Annotated in this window: 17 protein-coding genes; 10 read left to right on the plus strand and 7 right to left on the minus strand. The window is 54.8% G+C overall.

Annotated features, from left to right (window positions below):
• Positions 1 to 468: 468 nt before the first annotated feature.
• Together BFG58_RS00160 and BFG58_RS00165 are read left to right on the plus strand one after the other, a co-directional pair.
• Positions 469 to 3,249 carry a flavocytochrome c gene (locus tag BFG58_RS00160; protein WP_069718953.1) on the plus strand — a complete coding sequence of 927 codons (2,781 nt, stop codon included), beginning with the start codon at positions 469 to 471 and terminating at the stop codon, positions 3,247 to 3,249.
• Between the two features lie 95 nt (positions 3,250 to 3,344).
• Positions 3,345 to 4,307 carry an FAD:protein FMN transferase gene (locus BFG58_RS00165; protein WP_069718954.1) on the plus strand — a complete coding sequence of 321 codons (963 nt, stop codon included), beginning with the start codon at positions 3,345 to 3,347 and terminating at the stop codon, positions 4,305 to 4,307.
• Here BFG58_RS00165 and dcuR read toward each other — a convergent pair.
• Both dcuR and BFG58_RS00175 read right to left on the minus strand, forming a co-directional pair.
• A complete protein-coding gene (gene dcuR / locus BFG58_RS00170; RefSeq protein ID WP_069718955.1) occupies positions 4,288 to 5,007 on the minus strand; it encodes a two-component system response regulator DcuR in 720 nt (239 codons plus the stop codon). The genes BFG58_RS00165 and dcuR overlap by 20 nt on opposite strands.
• Positions 5,004 to 6,620 (minus strand): sensor histidine kinase, encoded by a 1,617-nt coding sequence (locus BFG58_RS00175; RefSeq protein WP_048029384.1) that lies wholly within the window; start codon positions 6,618 to 6,620, stop codon positions 5,004 to 5,006. The genes dcuR and BFG58_RS00175 overlap by 4 nt, the downstream gene beginning before the upstream one ends.
• Positions 6,621 to 6,785: 165 nt before the next feature.
• Between BFG58_RS00175 and BFG58_RS00180 the strand changes: the two genes are divergently transcribed.
• Positions 6,786 to 7,649 (plus strand): N-acetylmuramic acid 6-phosphate etherase, encoded by an 864-nt coding sequence (locus BFG58_RS00180; RefSeq protein WP_063622020.1) that lies wholly within the window; start codon positions 6,786 to 6,788, stop codon positions 7,647 to 7,649.
• A 57-nt stretch (positions 7,650 to 7,706) separates the two neighbouring features.
• Here BFG58_RS00180 and ompC read toward each other — a convergent pair whose 3' ends face one another.
• A complete protein-coding gene (gene ompC, locus BFG58_RS00185; protein ID WP_069718956.1) occupies positions 7,707 to 8,870 on the minus strand; it encodes a porin OmpC in 1,164 nt (387 codons plus the stop codon).
• A gap of 284 nt (positions 8,871 to 9,154) precedes the next feature.
• Here ompC and BFG58_RS00190 point away from each other — a divergent pair, with 284 nt between their 5' ends.
• The 3 genes from BFG58_RS00190 (at position 9,155) to BFG58_RS00200 (ending at position 11,805) form a co-directional block, all read left to right on the plus strand.
• Entirely contained in the window at positions 9,155 to 9,856 is a 702-nt protein-coding gene (locus BFG58_RS00190) for a phosphohydrolase (protein ID WP_069718957.1), read from the plus strand.
• Positions 9,857 to 9,917: 61 nt separating this feature from the next.
• Complete coding sequence (locus BFG58_RS00195) at positions 9,918 to 11,333, plus strand: DNA cytosine methyltransferase (protein ID WP_069718958.1); 1,416 nt, start codon at positions 9,918 to 9,920, stop codon at positions 11,331 to 11,333.
• Positions 11,314 to 11,805, plus strand: a complete 492-nt coding sequence (locus BFG58_RS00200) for a very short patch repair endonuclease (protein ID WP_048029388.1) — start codon at positions 11,314 to 11,316, stop codon at positions 11,803 to 11,805. The genes BFG58_RS00195 and BFG58_RS00200 overlap by 20 nt, the downstream gene beginning before the upstream one ends.
• On the opposite strand, the gene yedA is transcribed toward BFG58_RS00200, so the two are convergent.
• Entirely contained in the window at positions 11,777 to 12,691 is a 915-nt protein-coding gene (gene yedA / locus BFG58_RS00205; RefSeq protein ID WP_045908156.1) for a drug/metabolite exporter YedA, read from the minus strand. The two genes, BFG58_RS00200 and yedA, sit on opposite strands and share 29 nt — an antisense overlap.
• Before the next feature lie 178 nt (positions 12,692 to 12,869).
• Between yedA and BFG58_RS00210 the strand changes: the two genes are divergently transcribed.
• From BFG58_RS00210 to dgcQ, 3 genes are all read left to right on the plus strand, one after another.
• Positions 12,870 to 13,781 (plus strand): DUF808 domain-containing protein, encoded by a 912-nt coding sequence (locus BFG58_RS00210; RefSeq protein WP_045908157.1) that lies wholly within the window; start codon positions 12,870 to 12,872, stop codon positions 13,779 to 13,781.
• A gap of 78 nt (positions 13,782 to 13,859) precedes the next feature.
• Positions 13,860 to 14,042 carry a YodC family protein gene (locus BFG58_RS00215; RefSeq protein ID WP_023618677.1) on the plus strand — a complete coding sequence of 61 codons (183 nt, stop codon included), beginning with the start codon at positions 13,860 to 13,862 and terminating at the stop codon, positions 14,040 to 14,042.
• A 73-nt stretch (positions 14,043 to 14,115) separates the two neighbouring features.
• Positions 14,116 to 15,816: a cellulose biosynthesis regulator diguanylate cyclase DgcQ gene (gene dgcQ, locus BFG58_RS00220; RefSeq protein WP_069718959.1), complete on the plus strand. Its 1,701-nt coding sequence runs from the start codon at positions 14,116 to 14,118 to the stop codon at positions 15,814 to 15,816.
• Here the strand turns inward: dgcQ and BFG58_RS00225 are convergent.
• On the minus strand, positions 15,801 to 16,601 hold the full coding sequence (locus BFG58_RS00225) for a mannosyl-3-phosphoglycerate phosphatase-related protein (protein WP_069718960.1): 801 nt from the start codon (positions 16,599 to 16,601) through the stop codon (positions 15,801 to 15,803). The two genes, dgcQ and BFG58_RS00225, sit on opposite strands and share 16 nt — an antisense overlap.
• A 301-nt stretch (positions 16,602 to 16,902) precedes the next feature.
• Complete coding sequence (yodD, locus tag BFG58_RS00230; RefSeq protein WP_013097742.1) at positions 16,903 to 17,130, minus strand: YodD family peroxide/acid resistance protein; 228 nt, start codon at positions 17,128 to 17,130, stop codon at positions 16,903 to 16,905.
• A 129-nt stretch (positions 17,131 to 17,259) separates the two neighbouring features.
• Between yodD and dsrB the strand changes: the two genes are divergently transcribed.
• Positions 17,260 to 17,448, plus strand: coding sequence for a protein DsrB (gene dsrB / locus BFG58_RS00235; RefSeq protein ID WP_008500312.1), 189 nt, complete (start codon positions 17,260 to 17,262; stop codon positions 17,446 to 17,448).
• Positions 17,449 to 17,550: 102 nt separating this feature from the next.
• Here the strand turns inward: dsrB and rcsA are convergent, their stop codons facing one another.
• Complete coding sequence (rcsA, locus tag BFG58_RS00240; protein WP_008500313.1) at positions 17,551 to 18,174, minus strand: transcriptional regulator RcsA; 624 nt, start codon at positions 18,172 to 18,174, stop codon at positions 17,551 to 17,553.
• Between the last annotated feature and the right edge of the window lie 269 nt (positions 18,175 to 18,443).

Raw genomic sequence — 18,443 nt, forward strand, 5'->3', positions numbered from 1 at the left:
CTAAATTAAAAAATGATGATGTTTTTATATTGCGCTTTTGGATGCCATAACTATTGATCGCGATCAAAAAAACAGAATTGCAGCGTTATTTTTATGCTTTTATTAATAACCGCTCAGGCGTATGTGGGTATTACCTGTTTTATTGGTTTGTTTTATCATTTTCGTAACATCTATTTTTTCTTTGCTTTATATCTTGTTGTTTTTAATGGTTTTGCATGCGTAATGGAAATTGGTTTTACCAATTTTTATTTAACGAATTTTAAATTATTGTGAATGACTGAATTACATTCGCTAACACCAATGTGTTATTTGTGTTATTGCAGGGATTAAATAGTTTTTTAACTAACGTAATAACTTTAGAAACTAAAAAAATCATTATATTAATATCATGACATCGGCAAATAACGACGAACTAAAAACTAATCCGATAACGAATTCTTAATTTTTTAAAAGTTTGGAGTTTCTAATATGAGCACTAACGAACGTATTCTTAGCCCCTTCACATTACCGAATGGCACTGAACTGAAAAACCGTTTGTTAATGGCCCCTATGACCACCTGCACCGGCTATTACGACGGCACCGTTACCAGTGAACTGGTGGAGTACTATCGTGCCCGTTCAGGCAGTATCGGCACCATCATTGTGGAGTGCTGCTTCGTCGACGATCTCGGTCTGGCCTTCCCGGGCGCGATCGGGATTGATAATGATGAGAAAATTGCCGGGCTGGCGAAAATCGCGGAGGCGATCAAATCCAAAGGCTCTAAGGCTCTGCTGCAGATCTACCATGGCGGCCGCATGGTTGACCCGAAACTGATCGGTGGCCGTACGCCGGTTGGCCCAAGCGCCGTTGCCGCGCCGCGTGAGGGCGCAGCAACGCCAGTGGCACTGACTGGCGAAGAAGTCGAAGGCATGATCGGCAAGTTTGGTGAAGCGGTGCGCCGCGCCATCCAGGCCGGCTTCGACGGCGTGGAAATCCACGGGGCAAACACCTATCTGATTCAGCAATTCTATTCGCCAAACTCTAACCAGCGTGACGACGAGTGGGGCGGCAGCCGCGATAATCGCGCGAAGTTCCCGCTGGCGGTTCTGGATATCACCCACAAAATGGTGCGCCAGTACGCGGACGACGCCTTTATTATTGGCTACCGCTTCTCCCCCGAAGAGCTGGAAGTGCCGGGCATCCGCTTTGAAGACACCATGTACCTGCTGGAAAAACTGGCGGCGCGCGGCGTGGATTACCTGCACTTTTCCGTCGGCGCGACCCTGCGTCCTTCCATTGTCGACACCCAGGACCCAACGCCGCTTATCGAAAAATACTGCGCGATGCGTTCTGAAACGCTGGCGCAGGTTCCGGTCATGGGCGTGGGTGGCGTGGTGAATGCCGCCGATGCCAATGAAGCGCTGGAACACGGTTACGACCTGATTGCCGTGGGCCGTGCCACCATCGCCTATCCGGACTGGACCGACCGCATCGCGGCCGGGGAAACGCTGGAGCTGTTTATGGACAGCACCCAGCGCGAGGCGCTGAACATTCCTGAACCGCTGTGGCGCTTCTCGCTGGTGGAAGCGATGATCCGCGACATGAGCATGGGCGAATCAAAATTCAAACCGGGCATGTTCACCGAGAAGGTGCAGGACGACGCGAACGAGCTGGTGATTAACGTCAGTCTGGAGACTGACCGCATTGCGGACATCGAGCTGGCGTCTGGCCCGAGCGAAGACGTTGAGTTCGTCACCAGCTTTGAAGAGATCCGCACCCGCATTCTGGATGCCAATACCCCGCACGTGGATGCCATCACCGGCGCAACCAGCCAGAGTGAAGCGGTGAAGAAAGCGGTCTCTAAAGCGATGCTGAAATCCAGCAAAGCGCGGGCAGCGGAAGAGGGCGTTGACCCGAACGAAACCCGCAGCGTGGACGTGGTGGTTGTCGGCAGCGGCGGCGCCGGTCTGGCGGCGGCGATTCAGGCTCACGACGAAGGCGCGAGCGTGCTGATTGTTGAGAAAATGCCAACCATCGGCGGGAACACCATTAAAGCCTCTGCCGGGATGAACGCCGCCGAAACGCGCTTCCAGCGCGTGAAAGGCATTCAGGACAGCAAAGAGCTGTTCTACCAGGAAAGCCTGAAAGGTGGCGGCAACAAGAACAACCCTGAACTGCTGCGCCGCTTCGTCGAGAACGCGCCGCAGGCAATTGAGTGGCTGGCAACCCGCGGCATCATGCTGAACGACATCACCACCACCGGCGGGATGAGCATCGACCGTACTCACCGTCCAAAAGACGGTTCTGCGGTGGGCGGTTACCTGATTAGCGGCTTGGTGCGTAACGTCAACAAACGCAACATCGAGGTGATGCTGGATACTTCCGTCAGCGACATCCTCTTCGAAAACGGTGAAGTCACCGGCGTGCGCCTGACCACCGAAGAGAATGAAACCATCACCGTGGCAGCGAAAAGCGTGATTGTGGCAACCGGCGGCTTCAGCGCCAACAGCCAGATGGTCGTGAAATACCGTCCGGATCTGGAAGGTTTCGTCACCACCAACCATAAAGGGGCGACCGGTGGCGGTATCGCGCTGCTGGAGCGCATTGGGGCAGGCACTGTCGATATGGGCGAAATTCAAATTCACCCAACCGTAGAGCAGAAAACCTCGTACCTGATTTCCGAATCCATCCGCGGGGGCGGGGCGATTCTGGTCAATCAGAAAGGGGAACGCTTCTACAACGAAATGTCGACCCGCGATAAAGTCTCAGCGTCAATCATCGCCCTGCCGGAGAAATACGCTTACATCGTCTTTGACGAGCACGTACGCGCCAAAAACAAAGCCGCGGATGAGTACATTGCCAAAGGCTTCGTGACCAGCGCCAGCTCGCCGAAAGCCCTGGCGGAAGCGCTCGGCATGGATTACCACGCTTTCCTGGCGACCCTGGAACGTTACAACGGTTTCGTTGAAAAACAGCATGATGACGACTTTGGTCGTACCACCGCGCTGCGTGCGCCCATCAATGAAGGGCCATTCTACGCCATTCAGATTGCGCCGGGCGTGCACCACACCATGGGCGGCGTGACCATCAACACCGAAACCTGCGTGCTGGATAGCAACCACAACGTGCTGCCAGGCGCGTTTGCTGCCGGTGAAGTGGTCGGCGGGATCCACGGTGCTAACCGTATCGGCGGTAACGCGGTGGCAGATATCATTATTTTTGGTACCCTTGCAGGACATCAGGCGGCTCTGCGTTCGAAAAAGAGGTAAGGCTCCTGCTTCCCAGGCCGGATACGCGCAGCGTTATCCGGCATTTTCCCCGGCGGCGCGGTGCCAGCCGGGGGCTACAGCTGAGGACTCCTGCCATGCCTGATAGCCATCGCGTTTACTGTTACTCCGCCGTCCTGATGGGGTCACCCATCCTCCTGAAGCTCTTCTCCCATGACGAAGCCCTCGCGTCCCGCGTGTTTCGCCTGATCAAACAGTATGAAGACCTGCTCACTGTCAACCGCGCGCACTCGCAGGTGATGGACATCAACCATGCGGCCGGCCAGCATCCGGTCACCGTCAGTCGGCCAGTGTTTGATCTGATCCGCTGTGCAAAAGCGGCAAGCCTGCTCAAGGACAGCGCCTTTAATCTGGCAATCGGTCCGCTGGTGAAGCGCTGGAAGATTGGTTTTCAGGGGGACAGCGTTCCGCCTGCCGATGAAATCGCGTCGCTGCTGGCGATAACCCGTCCTGAAGATGTCCTCCTTGATGAGGCTAGCAGCAGCGTGTTTCTGACCCAGGCGGGGATGGAGATCGATCTGGGGGCGATTGCCAAAGGCTATATCGCCGACAGAGTGCGGGATTACCTGCATAAAGAGGGCGCTGAGCTGGGGCTGATTAACCTTGGCGGAAACATTCAGACCTTAGGCTCCCCGGAAGGGGGCTGGGGCGTCGGACTGAAAAAACCGTTCGCCGAGGATGCGCTGATCGGCACGATGGTCGTCGAGAACCTCTCCGTCGTGACGTCGGGAACGTACGAGCGCTACTTTGAGCACAACGGCAAACGCTATCACCACATTCTCGATCCGCGCACCGGGTATCCGCTGGACAACGAACTGGACAGCGTGACCATCATTTCAAAAGATTCCATCGATGGCGATATCTGGACCACGCTGATGTACGGCATGGGCGTGGAGAAGGGCTGCGCCGCGCTGCGTGCGCGTCCAGACATAGAAGCTATCTTTGTGACCAAAACTAAAGAAGTGGTGTTCTCTTCAGCACACCACTTCCGCTTTACCCTGCTGGACGATACCTACCGCGTTACTGGCAGTATTGCTTGAGCAGGCCCGTCTGCTCCGGCTGGAGACGGTAGCGATACACAGGACGCCCGGTGGCGCCGTAGTGAATGCTGGTGAACAGAATATTGATTTGCGCCAGCCAGATCAGATATTTGCGGCAGGACACGCGGGAAATATTGACCGCGTTTGCCAGGTCATCGGTAGAAAACTCCGTCTCCGGGTGTGCGTCAATCCACTGGCAAATCGTGCGCAGCGTTTGCGGCGTTAACCCTTTCGGCAGCTTTTTGCTGTCTGCCAGTTCCGGTGCCCCGCCGTGGATCAGACGGTCGACGTCCGCCTGCTCGTAATACTGATGCGACCCCATCAGGCTGTGCTTTGCCTTCCAGCCGTTCAACGCCTCTTCAAAGCGCGGGAACTGGAACGGCTTAATCAGATAATCCACCACGCCATAATGGATGGAGGTCTGGATCGTGGCGGCGTCGGCGGCCGAGGTGATCATGATCACATCGATTTGGCGGCCGGATGCGCGAATGACGGGCAGCAGATCCAGCCCGTTATCCTGCTGCATATAGACATCCAGCAGCACCAGATCGACAGGATGGCTGGGGTCATTAATGATGGCCTCGGCCTGGTTTAGCGTGGAGGCGACGCCACAGCAGGTAAAGCCTTCAACACGGTTGACGTACAGACGGTTGAGGTCGGCCACCATGGCGTCATCATCGACAATTAATACATTTATCACGCGATATTCCTCTCGCTATCCCAGGGGATGTGAACAAAAAATTGGGTAAATACGCCGGGCTCAGACTCGACGCTGATATCGCCGCCAAGGTTCTGAATCTGCTGGCGAGCAAGGAACAGCCCAACGCCGCGGTTGTCGCCTTTTGTTGAGAAGCCCTTTGTAAAAATAGACTCCAGCTGAGTGGGATCAATGCCGGGGCCATCGTCGCTGACTTCACAGCTGAGCCAGCCATTCTGATAATGCAGCAGCAGGCCAATCTCACCTTCCTGCTGTCCTTCCATCGCGTCGAGCGCGTTTTCAATGAGGTTGCCCAGCGCGGTGATCAGCACCGCGACCTGCTCTTCACTTGCGGTATCCGGTATCTGGCTTTCATCCGCCAGCGTCAGGGTGACGCCCGCTTCTTTCGCCCGGTTGATTTTACCCAGCAGGAACCCGGCTACCACCGGGGATTTTACCTTGCTCTGTATCGTACCGATATCCGTCTGGTAATGATGTGCCGTCTGCAGGATGTACTCTTCCAGCTTGTCGTAGCGCTTCATGTGCAGCAGGCCCAGGATCACATGCAGTTTATTCATAAACTCGTGTGTATGGGCGCGCAGGGCATCGACGTAATTCACCATGCCATCAATACGCTGCATCAGCTGGCTGATTTCCGTTTTATCACGGAAGGTGGTGATGGCACCGATCACCCGATCCTGGCTTTTCACCGGGACCATGTTGCACAGCAATAGCCGGCCGTTGCAGCTGATCTCCTGATCCTGGCGCGCGACGCCCGTCTTCGAGACGTCACGCAGGCTGGCCAGCAGGGGTGCGCTGGTGTTTTCGGTCTGCTTGCCGGAAGGGAGAAGCAATATTTCTCTGGCGGTCTGATTGATCATCGTCACGCGCCCGTGAATATCAACGGCCAGCACCCCCTCACGAAGCGACTGCAGCATCGCCTGGCGTTGTTCGAACAGGGCGGAAATTTCGTAGGGTTCGAGTCCGAACAGGATGCGTTTCAGGACCCGCACCAGACCCCAAATCGCCATCGAACTCATAAAAATGCTGAACAAAATGGTCCAGACGGCGTTTAGCCGCCCGCGGGTAATCTGCTCTTCCACCTTATTCAGGGAGATACCGACCACTACCACGCCAATCTGCTCGTGCTGGCCGTCGTAGACGGGGGTAAATACGCGCAGCGCTTCGGCGAGCGCGCCCCGGTTAACCGATACGTTCTCTTTGCCTTCCAGCGCGGGCGTTAAATCGTCGCCGATAAAATGCAGCCCCAGCAGCGCCTCATTCGGGTGAGAATAGCGGATCCCGCGCATATCGGTGACCACGGTGAACAGCAGATCGTTTCGTTTCGTCACCGCCTGGGCGATGGGCTGAATAATATTCTCCTGCGGCGCCTGCATCAGGCCGCGCTGTATCTCGGGGCTGTCGGCGAGGGTGCGGGCAATGCCGAGCGCGGTGTCTTTGACATCATCGCGTGTGGCGCGGGTGATTTGCACCGAATAGAGCGCAAAGACCACCAGCAGCACTGAACCGATAATCGCGCATACCATCAGCGTGACCAGCGTATTGAGTTTCATGGGGCGCTTGCGCGTCGGAAGGAAAGGCTGCAAATCGCTCATCAATACTCCGCGATGATTAAGTAAGGGGGTAATTATCGCCGATGACGCGCTTTTCTTAAAGCCATGTAAAGGCGTGGATTTGGTCCTCTTTTCGTGACCCTCCTCGCAGGTCATCTATATAAAACACTTTATAGTGTGTGGGTACTCATAATAAGGAGGCTGTTTATGAGCATTCTGCTTACCGGTTCGGTCAAGGAAAGACGGCACGCCAGCACGATGAATATCGATCGATTGTCCACGCTGGACATGCTGAAAGTCATTCACCAGGATGATGCACTCATTTCTGCTGCACTCACCCCTTGCTTACCTGTGATTGCCCGCGCGGTGGATAACGCTGCCGCGACCCTCAATCACGGTGGCCGTCTGGTGATTGTCGGGGCGGGACCGTCTGGTCGGGTCGCGCAACAGGTTGCCGATGACTATGCGCCGGGCAAAACCCCTGTGGTGGCCGTCACGGCAGAAGAGGGGGAAGGGAGCTACGAGCGCGGCGTTGCCGATCTGCAGGCCATTAAGTTTGGTGAACACGATATGATGCTGGCCGTGACCGTCAGCGGAAAAACGCCGTGGGTGTGGGGGGCAATGCGCCATGCATGGTCGCTGGGTTCGCCGGTCGCCGTCATTACCGGTGATGCGCAAAGTGAAGCCGCGCAGCTGGCGAGTATGGTTATTGCTCCAGAACTGGGTGCCGATGTGGTGGCCGGCTATCTCAACACCAAAGCGGGGATTGCGCAGAAAATGATCCTCTCGATGATCGCTACCGGGCTGGCCGTTCGGACCGGGCGCGTTTACAGCAACCTGCGGGTGGATCTCGAGGCAAGCAGTACCAAATGGGCTGAACGCCAAATCGCCATTGTGATGGAAGCGGGGGGATGCTCCCGGGCGGAGGCAAAAGCGGCGCTGGAGAGCTGTAACCATCACTGTAAAACGGCGGTATTGATGGTGCTGACAGGGCTGGATGCGTGGAAAGCCCATGAACTGCTGGCGCAGAATAACGGGTTCATCCGCGTGGCGCTGCAGGAAGCGCCATAACACAGACCGCGAAGAAATAAAAAAGGCCGCAGATGCGGCCTTTGGTATTTTTAAAGATTAGAACTGGTAGGTCATGCCGATGCCAACGATGTCGTCGGTGGAAATACCGTTGGCTTCGTAGAAGCTTTCATCGTTATCCAGCATGTTGATTTTGTAGTCAACATAGGTGGAGAAGTTCTTGTTGAAGCTGTAGGTCATACCCAGGTCAATGTAGTTAACCAGGTCCATGTCTCCATGCTGACCCTGAGGGTTGCTGGCGTTGCCTGGATAGGTCATGTCCTTGCCCTTGGAGTAAACCCATGCCAGGGATGGACGCAGGCCGAAGTCGAACTGGTACTGTGCTACCGCTTCGAAGTTCTGAGTCTGATCCGCGATACCATAATCACCGTATGGCGTCATGTTGCGGGTTTCAGCGTACATCATCGCCAGATAGACGTTGTTGGCGTCGTATTTCGCGCCAAGGGTCCACGCTTCAGCTGTTTTACCGCTCGCGTAACGCGCGCTGTATTTGCCTGCCGCTTCCTGTTCATTAGTACGATCAGAAGAAGAGTACGCCGCACCCAGGCTCAGGCCGGAGAGATCGCCAGAGAAGTCATAGGAGGTAGACATACCGAAGCCGTCGCCGTTCTGGAAGCGTACGTCTTTATGACCGTTTTTCGTGCCTTCCTGGTCTTCTTGAGCAAACTGATATTCATTCGCACCCTGATACTGCAGCGCGAAATTCAGACCTTCAACCAGACCGAAGAAATCGCTATTACGGTAGGTTGCCAGACCGTTGGCACGGCCATTCATAAAGTTATCGGTCCAGGTGTAAGAATCACCGCCAAATACCGGCAGCATATCGGTCCAGGCTTCAATGTCGTACACGACGCCGTAATTACGGCCATAATCAAATGAACCGTATTCGCCATATTTCAGGCCAGCGTAGGCCAGACGGTTAAAGGATTTGTCACCCGCGCCTTCGGTATCGTTAGCGAACGTTTTATATTCCCACTGACCGTAACCGACCAGATCGCGAGTAATCTGGGTTTCGCCTTTGAAACCAACCTGTACATAGGTTTCATCGCCATCATCACCAGGGGTGTCAGAGAAGGTATGACGCGCGTCAACCTTACCGTACAGGTCAACTTTGTTGCCATTTTTGTTATACATTTCAGCCGCATTCGCTGCGCCTGCCATTAATAACGCGGGTACCAGAAATGCCAGAACTTTTCTTTTCATTATATATTCCCTTTAAAGATAATTTATATGAATATATGTAATCACCCTCCGTAATTACAGGCTCGATACTATTCTATGGCTTGTGATTTAGTTTCAAAAATAAATGTAATTAAATTCGATGAAATATTTCAAATTATTTCTATTAATCTCTTTATTTTTCTTGTGAATTATTGGGGTGGATTTATAAGGAGTAATTATTATTAAATATTTCTCAGCGCTATTTTTAAATTTATTTAATTTGGCTATGTTATAATTCATCTTCTTTTAAACAACAGGACATGATGATGGAAGTGGCCCGGTGGCAGCATGGCTTTGAGCGCTGGCTCAAGGAAAATCACCAGAACGACGATACCGCACATGATATTTCTCATTTTCGTCGGGTGTGGATGACGGCGCAAAAAATCATGGTTCACCACGCGGCCGAGCCGCGGGTGATTCTGGCCGCCTGCTATTTTCACGATATTGTCAGCCTCCCGAAGAACCATCCTGAACGCAGCCAGTCGTCACGGCTCGCTGCTCGCAAGACGAGCGAGATACTGCGCCGCGACTTCCCGGACTTTCCGCCCGAGCATATTGCCGCCGTCGCGCACGCGATTGAGGCGCACAGCTTCAGCGCCGGCATTGCGCCGCAAAGTATAGAAGCCAAAATTGTGCAGGACGCTGACCGGCTGGAAGCGTTAGGCGCTATCGGCCTGGCGCGCGTTTTTGCCGTCTCGGGCGCACTGGGCGTGCCGCTATTTGACGCGGACGATCCCTTTGCGGATGCGCGTTCCCTCGACGACCGCGCGTTTGCCCTCGACCATTTTCAGACCAAGCTGCTGCGTTTGCCTGATACAATGCAAACGGACATGGGCCGCGAACTGGCACGTCACAATGCCGATTTCCTGATCCAGTTTATGGCGAAACTCAGCGCCGAATTAAGCGGCGACTGCCTCGGGCTGGATAGCCAGGTGCTGAGCCGCTTCCGTCGCAGTTTGCGCAACTGAACTGTGGTAATCTGTTCCCAGTCTTTACTCTCCGGTTAAAAGAATGCAGGAAAATCGATCAGTGACAGAGCCCGCGCCCGCGCAGGCTGAGAAATCAACGGCAACGGTGCAGGCCTTACTGCGCCAGCTGTTGGATATCTATGATGCTAAAACGCTGGCCAGCCTGCTGGTGGCGCACGGCGAGAGCCACTGGAGCCCGGCGATCCTTAAACGTCTGCTGACCAGCGAGCGAGCAGGGCGACGCCTGAGTGAAGGCGAGTTTCGTTATCTGCAAAATCTGCTTCCGCGTCCTTCTGCCGCGCACCCGAACTATGCCTTCCGGTTTATCGATCTGTTTGCCGGTATCGGCGGCATTCGTCACGGTTTTGAAGCCATCGGTGGACAGTGCGTGTTTACCAGCGAGTGGAACAAGCACGCCGTGCGTACCTACAAGGCAAACTGGTACTGCGATCCGCACGAGCATCATTTCAACGCGGATATCCGCGATGTGACCCTGAGCCATAAAAGCGGCGTGAGCGATGAACAGGCCGCCGAGCACATTCGTCAGACGATCCCGGCGCATGACGTGCTGCTGGCAGGCTTCCCGTGTCAGCCTTTCTCGCTGGCCGGCGTCTCCAAAAAGAATGCCCTTGGACGCGCCCACGGTTTTGCCTGCGATACGCAGGGAACGTTGTTTTTTGACGTGGCGCGTATTATTGACGCCCGTCGTCCGGCCATTTTCGTACTGGAAAACGTCAAAAACTTAAAAAGCCACGACGGCGGGAAAACCTTCCGCATTATCATGCAAACGCTGGATGAGCTGGGTTATGACGTGGCCGATTCAGAGGTCATGGGCGCGGACGATCCTAAAATTATTGATGGGAAACATTTCCTGCCCCAGCATCGCGAACGTATCGTGCTGGTGGGCTTCCGCCGCGATCTCAATCTGAAAGGGGATTTCACCCTGCGGGATATTCCTTCTCTGTATCCCGAGCGCCGCCCCACCGTGGCCGATCTGCTGGAACCCGTCGTCGACGCGAAATTTATCCTGACCCCGGTGCTGTGGAAATACCTCTACCGCTATGCCAAAAAGCACCAGGCGAAAGGCAACGGCTTCGGCTTTGGGATGGTCAACCCGAACGATCCGCACAGCGTCACCCGTACGCTGTCTGCTCGCTACTATAAAGACGGCGCGGAAATCCTGATCGACAGAGGCTGGGACAAGGCGCTGGGTGAAAAAGATTTCGACGATCCGCACAACCAGCGCCATCGCCCACGGCGCTTAACGCCGCGGGAATGCGCCCGGCTGATGGGCTTTGAAACGCCGCAGGGTTATCGCTTCCGCATTCCGGTGTCGGACACCCAGGCGTACCGTCAGTTTGGTAACTCGGTGGTGGTTCCCGCGTTCGCGGCTGTCGCAAAGCTGCTGGCCTCGCGCATCCGACAGGCGGTGGCACTTCGTCAGGGCGAGGCCGTCAATGACGGATGTTCACGATAAGGCCACGCGCAGTAAAAACATGCGTGCCATCGGCACGCGTGACACCGCCATTGAAAAGCGCCTGGCCGCGCTGCTGACGCAGGCGGGGTTTGACTTCCGCGTGCAGGATCCCACCCTGGCGGGGCGCCCGGATTTCGTCATCGACGCCTGGCAGTGCATCATCTTTACCCACGGCTGTTTCTGGCACCATCACGACTGCTACCTGTTTAAAGTCCCGGCGACGCGCACCGATTTCTGGCTGGATAAGATTGGCAAGAACGTCGAGCGCGACAGGCGGGATCTGGCCACGCTGATGGCGCAGGGCTGGCGGGTGCTGATCGTCTGGGAGTGTGCGCTGAGAGGCAGATTAAAGCTGAACGATGCCGATCTGAGCGAACGGCTGGAAGAGTGGATCTGCGGCGGCGGCCAGACCGCGCAGATCGACACGCAGGGCATTCACCTGCTTACGGTTTCTCCACCTCGCAAGGCGTGACCACCGGTTTTGCCGGCAGCAGATATTTGCCCAGCGTGACCAGCACGACGGCAAACACGATGATGCCAAGAGCAATCCATTCCACAGGTGAGAGCGTTTCTCCCCCCAGTCCTGTTCCGAGCAGTACGGCCACGACCGGGTTGACGTAGGCGTAGCTGGTGGCGACAGCCGGAGAGACATTGCGGATCAGGAACATATAGGCGTTAATGGCGATGATAGAGCCAAACAGCGCCAGGTAGCCAACCGCCAGAAAGCCCGACAGCGGCGGCAGGGTCGTCAGCGTTTCTCCCGTCAGCGCGGAAGCCAGCAGCAGGACAATCCCCGCGGCGAGCATCTCAATCGCACCGGCCATCATGCCGGTCGGCAGTTCGATACGCGACCCGTAGACGGAACCCAACGCCCAGCTCATCGAGCCAATCAGGATAATCACCGCGCCCCACGGATTCCCGCTCAGGTTGCCGCCACTGTTGAGCAGAACAATGCCGGCCAGGCCAATCCCAATCCCCAGCCATTCCAGCTTGCGGGTGCGGATGCCGAAAAGGCGGCTGAAGCAGAGGGTAAACAGCGGTACGGTGGCAACGACCACGGCGGCGATCCCGGACGGGACGTTCTGGTGCTCGGCAATCGTCACAAACCCGTTACCCACCGCCAGCAGCAGCAGGCCGATCAGGGCGGCATTCAGCATCGGGCGTAGCGGGGGAAGCTTATGCCCGCGCAGGAGCAGGAAGGCCAGCAGCAGGATGCCCGCCGAGAGGAAGCGAATCCCCGCCATCATCAGCGGCGGCCAGCTCTCCACGCCGATGCGAATGACAAAGTAGGTTGACCCCCAGATGATGTACAGCGAAAAGAGTGCCCCGATGAGCGGTAGCAATTGCCGGAAACGCATAATCCCTCACGACGAAATAAAAAGTTCGCTGATAGTAAACGCGAAAACTATCTCGCTGGCGAGCCCTTTAATTGTGTGGCAGATGTGAATTTTTTGTTGACGTAAGGTGCCTGTTTCCGGGTTGGCGCTTTTGCTCCATACTATTCACTTAATTACCAAAAAATGAAGGATTAAGATTTTGGCAGGAAGTAGCTTATTAACATTGCTGGATGATATTGCCACCTTACTGGACGACATTTCAGTGATGGGTAAACTGGCGGCGAAGAAAACCGCAGGCGTGCTGGGCGATGATTTATCGCTTAACGCCCAGCAGGTGAGTGGGGTGAGGGCAAACCGTGAACTGCCGGTGGTGTGGGGCGTGGCGAAAGGCTCCTTCCTGAACAAGGTGATTCTGGTGCCGCTGGCGCTGCTGATCAGCGCGTTTATTCCCTGGGCCATCACGCCGTTACTGATGATTGGCGGGGCATTTCTCTGCTTCGAGGGCGTGGAGAAGGTGCTGCACTCCTTTAGCTCGCGCAAGCAGAGCGATACGCCGGAGGTGCGCCAGCAGCGTCTTGAAGCGCTGGCCGCGCAGGATCCGAAAACCTTCGAGCGCGATAAGGTCAAAGGCGCTATTCGGACCGACTTTATCCTGTCTGCGGAAATCGTCGCGATTACGCTGGGCATTGTCTCTGACGCGCCGCTCCTGAATCAGGTGCTGATCCTCTCCGGCATCGCGATTCTGGTCACCGTGGGCGTGTACGGTCTGGTGGGGCTGATCGTCAAGCTGGATGATATTGGCTACTGGCTGGAGGAAAAATCGAGCGCGGTAGCAAGAGGCATCGGCAAAAGCCTGCTGGTGCTGGCCCCGTGGCTGATGAAGAGTCTGTCGGTGGTGGGCACGCTGGCGATGTTCCTCGTGGGCGGCGGAATTGTGGTTCACGGCATTGCGCCGCTGCACCATGCCATCGAACATTTCTCCTCCACGCAGGGGGCCGTTATCGCGGCGATTCTGCCTACGCTGCTGAATCTGGTGCTGGGCTTTATCATTGGCGCTATCGTCGTTGCGGCGGTGAAGCTGGTTGAGAAAATTCGCGGCACGTCGCACTAATTGTTACCCGCGGCAGGATGCAAAAAGACCATTCCTCGTCTAAATTGAAACAGTTTCACCCTGATACAGGAGGCAGGTATGGTCTTTTTGGTCAGTGATGAAGTTAAGCCTAAGAAGGGCGGCCCACGTATGATCGTCACCGGGTATTCCAGTGGAATGGTGGAATGTCGGTGGCACGATGGCTATAGCATCAAGCGGGAAGCATTCCGTGAAGATGAGCTTCAGCCGGGTGACGGGCAGCACCAGCGGGACAAGGCTTAATCACATAACGCCCGGCTTTGCCGGGCGTTTTTATCTCAGGTTTCGGGTAAAGAGCAGTAATCAGGGAGTGTGTGTGCAGCGCGATACCTTTGTTGTAAGACAAACTTTTTTGCAATGGCTGCATAAGCGTAGCAATCCGGGGCGGATTGTTAATCTCTGTTTTCTGATCGTTCTGGTGTTTTCCACGCTCCTGACCTGGCGTGAGGTGGTAGTGCTGGAAGAGGCGTACATCTCCAGCCAGCGCAACCATCTGGATACGGTGGCCAGTTCGCTGGACAGGCAGTTACAGAACAGCGTCGACAGGATGCTGTTGTTCCGCCAGGGCATGCATGATGCAATCGAGACGCCGCTGGCCTTTGATGTCTTACAGGATGCGGTGTCACGCTTTAATACCGTCCGCATGCTCCCCACCTGGCAGCTTGCCGTTGATAAAAAGCGCACGCTTCCCCTTAACGGGGTCTCGGATGCATTCGTGGATAAAACCACCCTTCTTAACCGGGACGCTGAGCGCATCAGCCATGAAATTTCTGCCGCACTCGAAGTAGGGTATCTGCTCAGGCTGGCGTCATCGAGAGCGCAAACAGAAGCGCGGGTGATCTACGTCTCTCGCGCCGGTTTTTTCCTTTCCACGGATACGCCGGATCGGGCGGGCGATATTACCGCCCGCTATTATCATCTGGTCACGCAGTCCTGGTTTACCCAGCAGTCAGAACGTAACAATCGCGCGCGCGCCGTGCGCTGGTTTATCTCTACCCCTTCATCCTGGACCGGGGATGAACGAACGATCACCGCCAGCGTCCCCATCTATTTCGATCACTACTGGTACGGCGTCGTGGCGATGGACTTTACCTTAGACACGATGCAGCGTCTGCTGACCGACGCGACGGAAGACCGGACGGAGGGGGAGTATCAGCTGTACGATACCCGGCTTAATATGATAGCCACCTCTGCCCACGCGGGAACCCTGGTTAACCATTTTGACGAACGCGAAACGGCGCAGATTGCCCAGGCGATTGAGCATGATACCGGCGGCGGGATCCGACTCGGGAGCCGGTTTATCACCTGGGAGCGGCTCGATCACTTCGATGGCGTCGTCCTGCGGATCCACACCCTGCATGAAGGGGTGCAGGATGATTTCGGCAGTATCAGTATCGTGCTGGCGCTGCTGTGGGCGCTCTTTACCGCCATGCTGTTGATCTCGTGGCTGGTGATCCGTCGGATGGTGAGTAACATGTACACGCTTCAGCACTCCCTCCAGTGGCAGGCCTGGCACGATCCGCTGACACGGCTCAATAATCGCGGCGCGCTGTTCGACCGCGCAAAATTGCTGGCGGAAACCTGCCGCCAGCAGGCGCTGCCGTTCTCGGTGATTCAGATCGATCTCGACCATTTTAAAAGCATTAACGACCGTTTCGGCCATCAGGCCGGTGATAAGGTGCTTTCCCATACGGCAGGCGTGATTGCCAGCGCGTTACGCAAGAATGATGTGGCCGGGCGCGTCGGCGGAGAAGAGTTTTGTGTGGTCCTTCCCGGCATTGGTCTGGAGGAGGCGAGAGGCGTCGCTGACCGCATTCGTTACCGAATCACCAGTAAGGAGATCCTGGTGAAGAAGAGCACCACCCTGCGCATCAGCGCGTCGCTGGGCGTCAGCAGCGCGGATGAAACGGGCAACTATGATTTTGAACAGCTGCAGTCCGTGGCGGACGTCAGACTCTATCAGGCTAAGCAGAGCGGGCGTAACCGGGTCGTGTGGCGGGATCAGGACAGGAAGTGATCCAGCCCCTCCTGCCAGCCTGCCGGGCCGGTCTGTTGGGTGTGATAGACCCGCTCAGGGTTATCGTCCCGTAGCGTGATGCCCTGGCGGTTAATCCCCTTGATGACCACCGCGAAGTCCATGCTGTCGAGCAGCGGCGCATCGTTAGGGCCATCGCCGAGCCCCAGCGTGGTGGGCTCGATCTCGTCCTGCTCGCGATACTGTTCAATCAGCCAGCTAACCGCCACGTCTTTACCGCAGCGGGCGTCGAGAATATGCCAGAAGCGCGCCCCCTGCAGACACTTCAGGCCGATGTGCGCCAGCTGCTCTTCAAACTGGACCAATTTCTCGTCGGTATCGCGCCAGATGAGCGTGACGGAGGCTTCATGCTTGCGGGCAAGCGTCGAACGGTAGCGCGTCAGTCCGGTCCACTCGCTGATAATGTACTCATCCACATCGTCAAAGGTGGTGAATTTAAAGCCCGTCTGCAGACGAATCTGCTCGATTCGCGGGCGAATATCCCGGTGCGTCATCCCCCGGATCTGACGCTGGACCTTGTCCCAGCGCACGTCAGGCTGAATGACCGCGCCGTTCTCGGCAATAAACGGCAGGCCTTCCAGCCCCAGATCCTGTTGAATATCCAGCATCTCTGCCGCGGTTTTGCTGCTGCAGAGAATAATCGGAATCTGGTTATCCTGTAGCCTGTCCAGCCAGGGCATTGCGGGTTGCCAGTCGTAGGTATGAATATCCAGCAACGCGCCATCCAGGTCAGAAAAAATCAGCAAGGTATCCCGCAGTGAAGGCATAGTGACTCCCGATGACGGTTGCGTTTCGTTCTAAGAAAATTCCTAAAAAATAACCGAAGTGTTAACAGATGAAATGGGAACAATCCCTGGCAAACCCGCATTCAGCGTAAGTTATTGCTCATAACGAAAAGCATTATGTTAAAAATATTATATTCATCATAAGAATATATGCTTGTCAGACAAATTCGTTGGGGATAGTGTGGCTTGTACATCAGATTTCCTGGTGTAACGAATTTTCAAGTGCTTCTTGCATAAGCAAGTTTTGATCCCGGTCATCCCCATGACCGGGATTTTTTTCGTCCTAACGATTGGCTTCCGACACGCTAAAGTCGTGAATATCGAGCTCGAAGGCCTCCGCCAGCTCACGATAGGTGTGATAATCCCTTCCGTTAACAATGACGCGGTCCGAATTGTCGTCCGTCCTGCGGACTTCTGACTCGCTAATCTCATTGATGGCGGCCAGCAGGGCATCGACATCCACCTCGACTTCTCGCTTGATGGTGTCGCTGTACTCTTTATCGGTCTTCATTGCGGGGTTCCTCATTCAGCCGGGTCCATCGCTAAGTATAGACTGTAGATAAAAACGCCATTCACACCGGGCGGCGATGTGCGATTTTGCGTTTTGTTCTACACTGGCTCAAAACCAGAGGAGGAATGTATGAAGGTCAACGATCGGGTAACCGTTAAAACGGACGGTGGGCCGCGCCGCCCGGGTGTGGTGCTGGCAATTGAAGAGTTTAGCGAAGGGACAATGTACCTGGTATCACTGGAAGACTACCCGCTCGGCATTTGGTTTTTTAACGAACTGGGGCATCCGGACGGTATTTTTGTTGAGAAAGCAGACTAACATGGCGTCGGGTAGCACATCGCGTGCCCGACACCCTATGCAGAAGCAAAAATCTCTGGCCAGGCCAGAGATCAAAGGTAGGGTGCACAGGGTCTTAAGCGACTAACGCATGTTGACGAAAATCCCGTTCGTCACATTATCGGTCAGGCGTACCACGTGGTAGATCACTTGCTTATTATGCGTTTTAATTTTCCGTTTAATATTTCCTTTGTGTGATGAAACGGTTTTCGCTTTAATATTCATCTGGTCGGAGATCTGAATAGTTCCTTGTCCCGCCATCCACATTCGCAGCATACTTGATTCAGTCCTGCTTAATGATAGGGTGGGTAAGTTAACCGCTCCTACATTTTTAACTTCTTTATTCAAATAATCACCCAAAATGTCATCCAGCGACTCGGGTTTAATCGATTTAGAACTGATCAATAAATTTTTACGGACCAACAAATACTCATCGAAATGGATATTCGCGATCGCCATAAAAACAATAAACAGGGTTTTTGGATGCTGATTAATGATTTGCTTAATGTGCTGACTGTTGGCTGGATCGTGAATGAAACAGTCCTCATTAATAAACACCACGCCTGGTTTTAGTTCGTCACAAGCGGCTGCGAGTTCGTCAACGGTGTGTGCATCGTTGATGTCTCTCTTTCTTACCCCTCTGCTTGCCAGGTACCCGGTTAACCCTAGCCGGGTGTAGCTGCATAAATCCATAATGATCGTTGACATGGCATACCCTCACTCAATGCGTAACGATAATTCACCATCTGCCTGAGAGCTCAAAACAGCCATACGGGATGGAAAAAAATAATAAACCTGTGAGCATGACAAAGACTTTCAGGCGGACTCACTATCCCGTAAAGTTACGTATAATTTGCCAGGAATCTTCTTAAAGTAAAGTAAATATTAAGTATTGTGAGGTGGTTAGAAACAATTAAACCGCGTCAGATATATCCTGGAAGATGTTTTTCGCGTTTTATTTTAGGAATATCCTCAGA

The organism is Enterobacter sp. ku-bf2 (assembly GCF_001742765.1).
Lineage (GTDB): Bacteria > Pseudomonadota > Gammaproteobacteria > Enterobacterales > Enterobacteriaceae > Enterobacter > Enterobacter quasiroggenkampii.